Consider the following 12854-nt stretch of genomic DNA (forward strand, 5'->3'; position numbering starts at 1 on the left):
GAACTTGTCATTTCGGTCCCATTGGGCTATTATTAATCCAAACTTCCCCATGAGCTTCGGTATCCTTGTAATAGACGACGAAGATGGAATAAGAAGGATTCTAAAAAGGTTACTCGAGGAAGACGGGCACCGGGTTTACACTGCCAAGACAGGTGAAGAGGGTATAGCCGTAGTAAGAGAGAATCTGGAAAGTATAGACGTTGTCATATGTGATCTCATAATGCCCGGACTCGATGGACTAAGGACAATAGAGGAAATTAACAAACTGAACCATGGAATTGCCAAGATAGTACTTACCGGATACGGAACAGTGGAGATGAGTATAAGAGCAATAGAACTGGGGGTTGACGGGTTTATTACAAAACCTTTCGAGAATAGGTTTCTTAAGCTCAAGGTGAAGGAATGTTACATAAAAAGGAGGATAAAACAGTTCATACAGCCAGATATTCTAGAAAAGCTTATAAAACAGCCTGATCATCTATCTCCCAGACTCTCGCACGTAACGATTCTTTTTTCTGATGTTAGAGGTTTTAGTCAGTTGGCCCTTTCTATCCACCCTCTTGAACTGGCCCAGCTTATGAACAGGTACTACTTCGAGCCAATAAGCGAAATCATCACAAAATACGGCGGGCTTTTAGACAAATACATCGGAGATAGCGTAATGGCTATCTTTGGCGCACCGATTGAATTGGACAGACACGAGGAAAGTGCCGTATTATGCGCAATAGATATAGTTCGGAAGATGAGAGAAAATGGGGGTATCCTAAAAGTCGGCATTGGTATAAGCACTGGTTATGCCATAACAGGCATATTTGGTTCGGCGAAAAAAAGAGAATACACCGCCTTCGGAACACCCGTTAACATTGCTGCCAGATTACAAAAAATGGCAAGAGCATGGGAAATTCTCATAACCGAAGAAACTAAAGCAAAATTACGGTCTAATTTTCCTTTTGAAAAGGCTGGTACTATTTCCGTAAAGGAAGGTTCTGCCCCGACTGTTTTTTATAGATTCTTAGATAATGGTCAGGTTTAACGACATCCTAGAGGAAGTTCAAAAGTACAATCCGAACGCGGACTTTGAGCTACTTAAAAAAGCGTACGTCTTTTCCGCACAAGCCCACAGGGGAAAACTAAGACTTTCCGGAGAACCGTACCTCGTCCATCCGCTAGCTGTTGCATACATCCTGGCAAAAATGAATCTTGACATTCCAAGCATCGTTTCTGGACTATTACACGACACGATAGAAGACACGCACGTAAAGAAAGAAGATATAGAGCAACATTTCGGGTCCGAGATCGCCTCCCTCGTAGATGGTGTTACAAAGATAAGCAGGATAGATGTAAAACCACACGAGGACACAAAGGCAGAGACACTAAGGAAAATGATAGTGGCAATGGGCAAAGACATAAGGGTCATCCTGATTAAATTGGCCGATAGGTATCACAATATGCAGACGCTCAATTTCATGCCGTGGCAGAAGCAGGTGGAGATTGCAAAGGAGACTTTAGAAATATACGCGCCTCTAGCACATAGGCTTGGTATAGAATGGCTTAAGGGAGAATTGGAGGATCTTGCATTCAAGTATCTCTATCCAAAAGAGTACAAAAGCATAACGGACAGGCTAAAAAGGACTAGAAAGGAAACGGAAGCATACATAAATGAAGTAGTAACTGCCGTTAAGGAGAAATTCCACGAGTACAAGCTAGAGGCTGAAATTCAAGGAAGGGTAAAGCGAGTATATAGCATCTACCGAAAGATGAAGCAGGAAAACAAAGATTTAGAAGATATATACGATCTAATAGCGTTCAGGGTCATAGTTGATACGGTAAAAGAATGTTACCTTGCACTCGGAATAATCCATTCTTTCTTCAAACCGATTCCTGGCAAGTTTACCGATTACATAGCCATGCCAAAATCTAACATGTATCAGTCGCTCCACACAAAAGTGATAGGATTGCACGGCGAAAAGATCGAATTTCAGATACGAACAAAAGAGATGCACAAAATAGCTGAAGAAGGTATAGCTGCCCACTGGAAGTACAAGGAAGGCAAAGTCTTCGATCCAAAAGAGGAGAAGATTTTCTCGTGGCTTAGAAGGATGATAGAATCGATAAGCGAGCTCAAAGATGGCAAAGAGATAATGGAAGCGGTAGCAGAGGATCTTTTCCCCGAAGAGATATACGTTTTTACTCCAAAAGGTGATGTAAAGGAATTACCCAGGGATTCAACACCTATCGATTTCGCCTACGCGATTCACACGGAGCTTGGTCACCACTGTGTTGGTGCAAAGGTGAACGGGCGGCTCGTCCCTTTAAAATACAAGCTCAAAAGTGGCGATACGGTCGAAATAATAACATCTCCTTCTCAGACACCGAGCAAAGACTGGTTAGCATTTGTGAAAACGTCACGGGCAAAAACCAAGATACGACAGTTTTTAAAAGCGAAACAGAGGGAACAGAGTATAGAACTGGGAAAGAGTTTACTCGAAAAAGAATGTTTGAGGAAGAATCTAAGTCTCTCCAAGATTATAAAGTCCGGAGAACTAAAAAATGTGGCAAAAGAGTTCGGGTTTGAGGAGGTGGATGATCTTTTTGCCTCCATTGGGTACGGACTCTATACCCCGCTGCAGGTACTCGGTAGACTATTGCCAGAATCTGAAAAGCAGACTAGTCCAGCGAAAGTTGCAAAAGAGAAAAATAAGGTAAGAGAAGCTCCAATCAGAGTAAAAGGGGTCGATGGCCTTGTTGTTAGGTTTGCGCGTTGTTGTAGCCCTATCCCGGGCGATAAAATATTCGGTTTTATAACGAGGGGGAGGGGCCTTACGATTCACACGGAGGACTGCCCCAATTGTCACTCGTACGATGAACAGAGGAAAATAGACGTGATCTGGGATTCGGAGGAAGGGAAGACATATCCTGTGAAACTGAGAATCTACGGAATAGACAGAAAGGGGCTTCTCTCAGACATAAGTACCGCGATAAGCACAAACAAAGTGAACATACTCAACGCTCATGCGATGTCCTATCCTGACAAAACGGCAGTAGGGATTTATGAGGTTGAGATTGAAAACTTATCCCAACTGAACCGAATGATAAAGTCCATCCTTAGGATCAAAGGTGTAAAAAGCGTCGAAAGGTTAAGACACTGATCATATAGCCTTCTGAACTTTCCCCCTCTTTATACACTTGGTACAGACCCTTGCTTTTCTTTTTGTCTTTCCATCGATTATGGTTATGTTTTGTAAATTCGGAAGCCATACCCTCTTTGTCCTATTATTGGCATGGGATACATTGTAGCCGACCTGCCTTCCTTTTCCACAAATTTCACAGGTCCTTGCCATGACTCCTCCGAGCGCGTAGATCTTGAAGTTTCGTATTTTATAACTTGTCTCATACCATGTCAAGTAAGCCCTATACGATTCCAAAAAACCGTGCGGACTTATAGAGCGTATCTATAATGTAGTCCAGTTCGGTCTTTGTAAATGCCCGAACAACTGTGAACCTGAGTCTCGAGGTGTTGGGAGGCACGGTTGGCGGTCTTATGGCTTGTATGAAAAGACCCTTCGACATGAGCATCCTCTGGAGCTTAACAGTCGTTCTGTCATCGCCGACGATTATTGGTATTATTGGTCCAACACTTTCTTTTAGATTAAAACCTAAAGAGGTTAATCGGTCTCTCACGTAGTTTACGTTTTCCCAAAGTTGTCTAACTAATTCTTTATCCCCCCTTATTAAATTGAGAGCTTTATGTGCGGCCGCAACGATCGAAGGAGGAAGAGCCGTCGTATACATGAAAGTTTTTGCCCTGTTTATTAAAAGTCGAATGGTATACGGATCGGAAAACACAGCCCCTCCAAAAGAGCCCAAAGCCTTTCCTAATGTGGCCATATGGATGTCGGCTGAGCCTTTTATCCCTAAGGCCTCTTCAACTCCAGAGCCGTCCTCGCCAAAGACACCGGTTCCGTGAGCATCGTCTACGATCGTGTAAAGCCCGTACCTCTCTTTTAAAGCCAAAATCTCCTTCAAGGGTGCTATGTCACCATCCATGCTGAAGATACTTTCTGTAACTATAAAGCCTTTTCCGTCTCTTTTTAACTCTTTTTTTATTAAGTCCTCCAAATGGTTTACGTCTCTGTGTCTATATATGACTTTTTTTGCCTTTGAGAGCCTCACCGCGTATATGAGACTCGAATGGTTAAGCTCATCTGTAAAGATCGTGTCCTTTTCGGTTGTGATGGTCGGTATTATTCCCATGTTTGCCATGTATCCACAAGAAAAGACAAGACACTTCTTGTAGCCTTTAAAATCGGCGAAATCTCTCTCAAAGATCTTTAGAATGTCTACACTTCCAGAAAGGCTTCTCGACGAACAGGAGCCAGCTCCGTACTCAAGGAGAGCATCCTTTGCGGCTTGAAGAACTACGGGATGGACATGGAGGGATAAGTAACTATTAGAACATAGATTGAGATACTCTTTGCCGTTGTACAGTATTTTTGTTGCGGATACCGGTTTTATGTACCTTAAGACCCTATAGTTTCCGGACTCTTTTATTTCGGATAAGATCGATTTTATACGATCGTACATGGCCGTAAATTTTACAGGCTTGGAATTTTAAGTTCAACTCAAAAAGGTTAAGACCCTTTTATGAGGTGCACGTTTCCTATCCTTACGTTTTTTAGTCCCTGAGCTTTTGCTGCCTCAAAACACGCCATTATGAGATCACGACTGACGAATGGAAGATCGTTCATGTAAAAATGGGGGTAAAAGGCTAAAATCGCGTAAGGGATCTTATCGTTTATCTCTGCGATAAGACCTGCTATTTTGGCGATCTCGTCCTCCTCCACGTAACCTGGCACAACAAGGGTACTTGCCACAACAGGCGGGGGTTCTGGCCTCAAAGAGAATCTTTTGGCAACTGAGATAAAATTCGCGAAGGTGAGCTCGTTATCCATACCGGTTATCGCCCTGTGTATCTTTTTGTCGTAAGCTTTAAGATCGAATTTTATGCATCCGCCACTCCTAAGGCAAAGCTCAAAGGCCTCATCGAGAAGGGCAGGGTTCATGGATCCATTAGTCTCGAAACATATCCTTAGGATCCTGTTTTTACTCTTTTTTAGCGCCAGTTTTGAGAAAGCTATTGCAAAAGGCATCTGGCAGCTAGGATCACCCCCGAAAAAACAGATACAACTAGTCTTATCGTCGATCTCCTCAAGCAATGTTTCTTTGCTAACTCGAATGGACTTTTTCGTTTCAATGCGATAATGCCAGTTTTGGCAGTAAAGGCAGTTAAAAGAACACGCACAGAAAAAAACGGCAAGATTTTTGTAACCGTATTCGGGCCCTTTTCTGTAAGCGTGCTTTGGATATCCAGTTCCGGTTCCCCCTGCACAAACCCAGTCGGCGACGCAATTGGTAGGCAGAGGATCGTGATAGAATTGGAGATTTGCGTAATCCTGGGTATAAGTGAGAAAATGCTTTTCCTTTTCTCTTAAGCCACAGTATCCTCTGTCCAAATCTCCAATTACGCACTCATTTCCACATATGTTGCATCTCACACCACCTTCTGACTTGGGAGGCTTCTTCGGAAGGCCAAACTTAGTTCTCGATAGTTCGTGGGCCTTCTCAATGTGTTCTAAAGCTTCGTCCTTCTCGATTATGCAACTTTTACAGACACCTAAAAAGGAGGAAATATCTCTATTTTTTTTACCGCACAGTTGGCATAAACCCACGTTTTTAATTATAGTTCATTTTTTCACATTTTTCTTGACAAAGAAATTCTACATAACATAACTTTTTCGCGTAAAAGAGCCAGTCTATTTTTCGAAAGGAGGAAAAATGGGAGAAGTTTTGGAGGTTCCTGCAATATGGATACAGGCTGCAGGATGTACAGGATGTTCCATATCGATTCTTAACGCGGACTACCCTAATATAAAGAATCTTCTCATCGATGAGGTTCTTCCTAAAAAGCACATAAATCTGAGATTCCATCCAAACATCATGGCAGGACAGGGTGAGGCAATCCTTGAGGTGCTAAAGGAGACAAGTACGGAAAAAAAAGGAAAGTATCTTCTTATCATTGAGGGGGCAGTCCCCACAAAGGATAACGGCATATACGGTGTTATTGGGGAAAGGGAAGGAAAACCAATAACGATGCTCGAATGGATAAGAGAACTATCCGCCTCGGCAATGGCCGTTGCAGCATTAGGGTCCTGTGCTACTTTTGGGGGTATCCCAAAAGCTAGGCCCAATCCGACCGGTTGTAAGTCTGTGGGAGAAATCTTAGAAGAGTACGGAATTAAGACACCCTATGTTAACATCCCCGGCTGTCCTCCCCACCCAGATTGGTTTGTCGGTACTCTGGCAAGCATCTTATTGATGGGGCTTCCAAGGGAAGAGGATCTCGATGAGCTGAGAAGACCGAAGCTATTCTTCTCCCAGACGATTCATGAGAACTGTCCAAGAAGGGCTTACTACGATGAGAGAAAGTTTGCAAAAAAGTTTGGAGAACCTGGCTGCCTTTATGAGCTTGGATGCAGGGGACCTGTCACGTACTCAGATTGTCCGGTAAGAATGTGGAACGGCAGAGTAAATTGGTGTGTCGGATCGGGCGCAACGTGCATCGGATGTTGTTCAGAGGGATTCCTCGATGAGATCTCTCCGATTTACGTCAAATTAGAAGAAGCTGAATTTCCCAAGGAGGTATAAATGGGAAGGATAGTTATAGATCCTTTAACACGTATAGAAGGCCACCTAAAGATTGAAGTGGAGATAGAAGGTGGCACTGTGGTTCAGGCTAATAGTTCTGGGATGCTATTTAGAGGCTTAGAGATAATACTTAAAGGGAGGGACCCAAGGGATGCTCAGACTATAACGCAGAGGGTATGCGGAGTCTGTCCCACTCCCCATGCCATGGCGGCAGCCCTTAACCTCGATTCGGCTTTCGGAATCGACGATAAAATTCCCGACAACGGTAGGATCATAAGGAATCTGATTCTTGGAGCTTCCGAACTGTCCGACCATGTTCTCCACTTTTATCATTTGTCTTCCCTCGATTATGTTGATGTGACGAAGATCAAAAGTTACGAGGGTAAAGATCCTTTTCTTACCTCGATAAAGAACTTCATAAATAGAGGAGAACTCAGCCCCTTTGTTCCGAGGTATGAGGGGGATTATAGACTACCAGACAAATTGAACGAGGCTTTGGTAAGCCATTACATTGAAGCACTCAACATAAGACGGAAAGGCCAGGAAATGGTTGCGATTTTCGGTGGAAAGATGCCGCATAATGTTGGGATACTTCCAGGGGGTGTGGCATCGATTCCTACGCCAGATAATATCTCAAGCTTTTTATGGAGGCTAAAAGAGATAAAAGGATTTATTGAAAATGTGTACCTTCCCGATGTGATTGCTCTTGCTAAAGTATATTCGGACTATTTTGAAATCGGAAAGGGTTGCGGAAGACTCCTATCATTTGGAGTGTACGACCTAGAAGGAAAGGAAAAAGATCTCACAAAAAGAAAGAGGTTCTATTCTTCCGGAAGAACTGACACGAGCATGACCTATTCGGAAATTGATCCTTCAAAGATCGCGGAGTATGTAAAGTACTCTTTTTACGAAGATTCATCCACAGCCAGACATCCGAAGGACGGAATCACGGCTCCGAAACCAGAAAAAGCCGGTGCGTATTCATGGCTAAAATCTCCAAGATACGATGGGATGGTCTATGAAGTGGGTCCCCTTGCCAGAATAATGGTGAACTACGCAAAGGGGAACGAGAAAGTGAGGAAACTTGTGGATTCTACTCTTTCTGAAATTGGTGTGAAGCTGGAAAACATGTTCTCAACGATGGGCAGACATCTGGCTCGGGCACTAGAGACGAAGCTTCTTAGTGAAGTTATGGAAGATTGGGTTTTGAGTTTAAAGATAGGAGAGCCGTGCTACGTACCTTATGAGATTCCGGAAGAATCGGAAGGCATAGGACTACTTGAGGCAGCCCGGGGTGCATTGTGCCATGCCATAAGGATAAAGGAAGGAAAGATCGAAAACTATCAGGTGATAACGCCTTCAACCTGGAACGTTTCACCAAAGGATGACAAGGATCAACCTGGAGCCCTTGAACAGGCGTTAATAGGGACAAAGATAAAGGATGAAAAAAACCCGTTCGAGATTGTAAGGATAGTAAGGTCTTTTGATCCCTGCCTAGCCTGTTCCATCCACTTGATAGATGCACGGGGAAAAGAAAGAACGGCTTTTCGTATAACATAAGGAGGATGGGAGATGCTTATTTCGAAACAGAAACCCCTTGAAGAAATTATGGAATACATAGAGGGAGAAAAGAAAGTATTTTTAGTCGGATGTAAGGGATGCGCAGAGGGTTGGGAGAGCGGAGGAGAAAGGGAGATATTAGAAATGAAAAAAAAGCTTGAGGAAAAAGGAAAGATAGTTACAGGACACGTTGTTGTAGATATGCTCTGTGATAAGGCACTTTCAGCAATTAAGTTGAAAAATTTCAAAAAGAAGATAGACGAGGCAGACTCCTTGATAGTATTTACAGACGGGGCTGGAGTCCAAGTGGTAGCTGAACTCGTAAAAAAGATGGTTCATCCAGGGTGTAATACGATATCATCAGGAGGAGCCCACGCTGAATGGAAAGGTGCTGAAAGGTGTATGGAATGTGGAAATTGTGTCCTCGAATACACAGGAGGGTTATGTCCTATCGCCAGGTGTTCAAAGCATATACTTAATGGACCATGCGGTGGTTCCCAATACGGAAAATGCGAGGTTGACGAGACTATCCCGTGCGTATGGCACCTAATATACGAAAGGTTGAAGGAGATCGGTCGGTTAGATAAGATGGAGATGTTCGTAGCTCCTAAAGACTGGAGTTTAAGCCTTATAGCCGGTCCGCCTGTAAAAAGGTTCTAGGAGGTAAGAAATGAAGACGAAAAGTAACCTTGAGAGGGTTTTGAACGCCGGTTATTTTGCAGTTACGGCAGAAGTCGGTCCACCCCAGAGCGCGGATCCCGAAGTTATAAGAAAGAAGGCCAAGCTTCTTTCCGGTTACGTAGACGGGTTTAACGTCACAGACGGTCAAACTGCGGTCGTAAGAATGGCAAGCTGGGCCGCCTGCTTGATCGGAAAGGAGTTTGGGCTAGATCCAATAGTGCAGATGACCTGCCGTGACAGAAATAGAATTGCACTACAAATGGACATATTGGGTATAGCGGCTTTAGGTATAAATAATGTCCTCTGCCTTACGGGTGATCACCCGAAGTTCGGCAACCATCCCCATGCTAAAGGTGTCTACGATATAGATTCTGTACAGCTCATAAAGATCGTAAAGGATATGAGGGACGAAAAAAAGTTTCAGAATGGAGAACCGATTCCTTACGAGCCGAGACTCTTTATAGGTGCTGCCGAGAATCCTTTTGCTGATCCTTTTGAATTCAGAGTCCTAAGACTCAAAAAGAAAATTGAGGCAGGTGCTGATTTTATTCAGACGCAGATAATTTACAATGTCCCCAAGTTCAAAGAGTGGATGAAGAGGGTGTGCGACTTGGGCTTACACGAGAAAGTCAAGATTATAGCGGGCGTATCGCCGTTAAAATCTGTAGGTGCTGCAAAATACATGAAGACAAAGATACCGGGAATGGATGTGCCCGACGAGATAATTACAAGACTCCAAGGCGTTCCCAAGGATCAGGTGCCAAAGGAAGGGATAAGGATTTGCGTGGACATAATAAACGAGCTCAAAGAGGTTAAAGGTGTAGCAGGAGTCCACATAATGGCTATAGAGTGGGAAGAGACTGTACCGGAGATCGTGGAAGCGGCAAACCTCTATCCAAGACCTAAGTTCTAAACTTTGACGATTCCCTTCTTTATGGCGTACTTTATAAGCTCCACCTTCTTTTTAAGGTGGAGTTTCTCCATTATTTTCGCTTTGTGGGTCTCAACTGTTCTTGGAGAAATAAAAAGGATCTGTGCTATTTCCTTGTCAGAGTAACCTTCCCCGATGAGCTTTAGTATCTGTGTCTCTCTTTCCGTCAAAGTTTCGTATGGAGTCTTTTCAAGCCTCTTATCTCTATAGTCCTCTATAAGGAGTTTTGCAACGGAAGGCGAGAAATAGGCTCCTCCCGTGTAGACTGCCCTTATTGCCTGAACGAGCTCTGTGGAAGCCGCCTTTTTGCTTACGAACCCTTTTGCCCCTGCCCTTATTGAGTCTAAGAGTTCATCTTTCCCTTCGTACTGGGTGAGCATAATTACTTTTGTTCCTCTAAATCTCGAAATTATCCTTCTTGTCGTTTCAATCCCGTCGATCCCAGGCATCGAGATATCCATAAGAATTATATCTGGTTCCAGTTCTTGGGTTTTCTTTTGGGCCTCGATTCCATTCTCAGCCTCCCCCACTACTTGCAAATCGGCACATAAAGAGAGAAGGCTTTTTATTCCGTCCCTCACCATCGTGTGATCATCAACTATAAGTATCTTTATCTTCCTCATCACTCGTTCCTTTTTTTCTGGGCACATATACGTTTATCCTTGTTCCCATACCTGGACTCGACTCTATGTTGCACCTTCCACCAACGAGTCTAACCCGCTCTTTCATCCCAAATAGTCCTGCGCCCCTTCCCCCTTCTTCTATAGTCTTTATCTCATGTACGTTGAATCCCATACCATCGTCCTCTATTACTAATTTGTACTCTTTGTCTTCCGAAGAAAAGATAATTCTTGCTTTTTTTGCCCGCGAATGTCTCACTATGTTGCTCAAAGCTTCTTGAGTTATTCTAAATAGAGCAAGCTCAGTCTCAGAAGAGAGTCTCTCTCGTAATTCCTCAAAACGGATCTCTGTTTCGATTCCTTTAGGTTTTAAATTTGTTTCGACCAAGTGGTTTATAGCTGCAAAAAGACCCAAAGTATCTAGAAGGGTAGGTCGAAGCTCCCTTATGATCCTCGTAAGCTCCACACTTGCGCTTACAGCTATAGCATGGGATTTTTTGATAAGTTCTCTTACTTCGGAAGTGAGTCCCTCCTCCTCAATCATATTCTTTATAGCCTGAAGGTTAAGAGAGAGAGCCGTAAGATTCTGGCTAGTCTCATCATGAAGCTCTCTAGCTATTCTTTTCCTTTCTTCTTCCTGTATAACAAGGGCAACCTGAAGAAGTTTTCTATACCTTTCCCTGGCGTTTGTCAGATTCTCGTAGAGTCTTGCCTGTTCTATTGCCATACCTAACTGGTGCCCAACCGAAGAAAGGAGGTACATATCCTCCCTGGTGAACCTTTTAGGAATCGTGCTCATGACGTTTAGAACCCCCACCACCTTTTCTTTTGCCTTAAGAGGAACACTTATCAGTGACCTTATGCCCTCAGCGCAAAGAGTTGTCGACTCCGGGACCTCCCCTAGTAATATTGGACTTCCCTCTTCGGCAACTCTCCCAGAAACTCCCTCACCCTTTCTTACTTCCCTTCCCTCTATGATGCCCAAAGAGAAACCCTTCCAGACCTCGTATCTTAAGACAGATCTCTCTTCGTCAAGAAGCATAATCCCGCCGATAGACCCGTCGAATATGTCTAGGATTGTACTGAGAGCTGTCTCTAAGATAATTCTCAGGTCCTTAAGTCCGCTTACGGCCCTAGATATTTTGCTTATGGCATCAAGATGGTTATGATGGATCATTATTTGCTTTTCGAGTTGCCTTTCTGCACTCACATCCCTGCGTAGCTCCAAAAACTCCGTGTCAGAGATCGGCCATATGGACACTTTTATGTACTTTGGATAAGGATCCTCAGACGTGGTGTACGGGTAGGTAATAAAAAACGATCTTTTTTCCCGTATAATCCTAGGTAAGGGGCACTCCCAAAGAGGGTGATCACATGGCATATCCCTCTTTTCTAAAAGTTCGAAGCATCTACCGTCCGCTTTTGGGATCCTCGAGGCCAAAGTGTTGTTCAAAAATAGGACACGGTAGTCCCTTGTAAAGACGAAGGCTTCATCCTCTATGAGGTTTAGAAGCTCGTACAAAGTCGAACCCTCAATTACAATATTACCAACTCCACCATATGATCACAACATTTAGGCTGCCCTTTCCAACCGCTTTCCTGCGTAAACCTGTCTTATTCCGGATATGAGCCTCTCTGAGGCAGACCTTTTTGGAATAAATCCGTAAGCTCCCACTTCTTCCGCCTTGAGTATGTTCTCTTCATCGTCATACTGGGTGAGCATTATCACCTTCGTTTCCGGCCTTTCCTTTATTATTCTTTTTGCCGCCTCAAGACCATTCATGACAGGCATAACAATGTCCATTATTACCACATCTGGGAGGAGACTTAGGGTTTTCTCGACCGCTTCCAACCCATTTTCAGCCTCCCCCACAACCTCTATATCTTTTTGAAGCTTAAGAACCACTTTTAACCCATCTCGAACTACCGTATGGTCATCTACAATTAGCACTTTAATCCTTCTCGAGGCTCTTTCGATGAGGACTAGAATCCTGGGAATGAGAGCAGAAGGTTCAATCGGTTTTGTCACATAGTCATCAGCGTCCATTTGCACTCCCTCGTCCATGCTCCACCCTTCCGTAAGTCTTTTTTCTAAAGGAGCATCTATCACAATGAGAGGGACATCCTTAAACCTAGGATGTTCCCTTATGAAGCGGTGAAGGTGAAAGGCGTCACCTCTTGGAGTTAACGTGCCAAGTATTATGAAATCTGGTTTATCCTGTGTAAGTTTCTTTTCGGCCTCATGTTTGTGGAAGGCAGTGACAACGGAAAAGCCATTTGCCTCAAGTGTCCTTTTAAACGCATCCAAAAACTCTTTTTCGTCGTCTACGATCATTATCTTTTTTTTGTTTTCCATA

At 43.7% G+C, this 12854-nt stretch carries 12 protein-coding genes; 6 read left to right on the plus strand and 6 right to left on the minus strand.

Going from position 1 to position 12854, the window contains the following annotated elements; translation table 11 throughout:
• Nucleotides 1-49 precede the first annotated feature (49 nt).
• Both NZ583_04330 and NZ583_04335 read left to right on the plus strand, forming a co-directional pair.
• Complete coding sequence (locus NZ583_04330; GenBank protein ID MCS7280840.1) at nt 50-1033, plus strand: adenylate/guanylate cyclase domain-containing response regulator; 984 nt, start codon at nt 50-52, stop codon at nt 1031-1033.
• Nucleotides 1020-3149, plus strand: a complete 2130-nt coding sequence (locus tag NZ583_04335; GenBank protein ID MCS7280841.1) for a bifunctional (p)ppGpp synthetase/guanosine-3',5'-bis(diphosphate) 3'-pyrophosphohydrolase — start codon at nt 1020-1022, stop codon at nt 3147-3149. The genes NZ583_04330 and NZ583_04335 overlap by 14 nt, the downstream gene beginning before the upstream one ends.
• Here the strand turns inward: NZ583_04335 and rpmB are convergent, their stop codons facing one another.
• The 3 genes from rpmB to NZ583_04350 form a co-directional block, all read right to left on the minus strand.
• Nucleotides 3150-3341: a 50S ribosomal protein L28 gene (gene rpmB / locus NZ583_04340; protein MCS7280842.1), complete on the minus strand. Its 192-nt coding sequence runs from the start codon at nt 3339-3341 to the stop codon at nt 3150-3152. It lies immediately after the preceding gene.
• Nucleotides 3342-3411: 70 nt separating this feature from the next.
• Nucleotides 3412-4584: an 8-amino-7-oxononanoate synthase gene (locus NZ583_04345; GenBank protein ID MCS7280843.1), complete on the minus strand. Its 1173-nt coding sequence runs from the start codon at nt 4582-4584 to the stop codon at nt 3412-3414.
• Between the two features lie 47 nt (nt 4585-4631).
• Nucleotides 4632-5729: a radical SAM protein gene (locus NZ583_04350; protein ID MCS7280844.1), complete on the minus strand. Its 1098-nt coding sequence runs from the start codon at nt 5727-5729 to the stop codon at nt 4632-4634.
• A 106-nt stretch (nt 5730-5835) separates the two neighbouring features.
• On the opposite strand from NZ583_04350, the gene NZ583_04355 reads away from it, so the two are divergent.
• The 4 genes from NZ583_04355 to NZ583_04370 are packed head-to-tail and all read left to right on the plus strand — an operon-like array spanning nt 5836 to nt 9859.
• The gene (locus tag NZ583_04355; GenBank protein MCS7280845.1) at nt 5836-6705 is read left to right on the plus strand and encodes a hydrogenase small subunit; all 870 of its coding nucleotides are present in this window, start codon (nt 5836-5838) and stop codon (nt 6703-6705) included.
• Nucleotides 6706-8265 carry a nickel-dependent hydrogenase large subunit gene (locus NZ583_04360; GenBank protein ID MCS7280846.1) on the plus strand — a complete coding sequence of 520 codons (1560 nt, stop codon included), beginning with the start codon at nt 6706-6708 and terminating at the stop codon, nt 8263-8265.
• 12 nt (nt 8266-8277) lie between these two features.
• Nucleotides 8278-8925: a methylenetetrahydrofolate reductase C-terminal domain-containing protein gene (locus NZ583_04365; protein MCS7280847.1), complete on the plus strand. Its 648-nt coding sequence runs from the start codon at nt 8278-8280 to the stop codon at nt 8923-8925.
• Nucleotides 8926-8935: 10 nt separating this feature from the next.
• A complete protein-coding gene (locus NZ583_04370) occupies nt 8936-9859 on the plus strand; it encodes a methylenetetrahydrofolate reductase (protein MCS7280848.1) in 924 nt (307 codons plus the stop codon).
• On the opposite strand, the gene NZ583_04375 is transcribed toward NZ583_04370, so the two are convergent.
• From NZ583_04375 to NZ583_04385, 3 genes are read right to left on the minus strand one after another with little or no spacing between them, the layout of a single operon-like run.
• Nucleotides 9856-10500 (minus strand): response regulator transcription factor, encoded by a 645-nt coding sequence (locus NZ583_04375; GenBank protein MCS7280849.1) that lies wholly within the window; start codon nt 10498-10500, stop codon nt 9856-9858. The genes NZ583_04370 and NZ583_04375 overlap by 4 nt on opposite strands.
• Nucleotides 10472-12019, minus strand: a complete 1548-nt coding sequence (locus NZ583_04380; GenBank protein ID MCS7280850.1) for a GAF domain-containing sensor histidine kinase — start codon at nt 12017-12019, stop codon at nt 10472-10474. The genes NZ583_04375 and NZ583_04380 overlap by 29 nt, the downstream gene beginning before the upstream one ends.
• 51 nt (nt 12020-12070) lie before the next feature.
• The gene (locus NZ583_04385; protein MCS7280851.1) at nt 12071-12853 is read right to left on the minus strand and encodes a response regulator; all 783 of its coding nucleotides are present in this window, start codon (nt 12851-12853) and stop codon (nt 12071-12073) included.
• Nucleotide 12854: the final 1 nt, after the last annotated feature.

The sequence above is a fragment of the Thermodesulfobacteriota bacterium genome (assembly GCA_025062045.1).
GTDB lineage: Bacteria > Desulfobacterota > Syntrophorhabdia > Syntrophorhabdales > JANXAF01 > JANXAF01.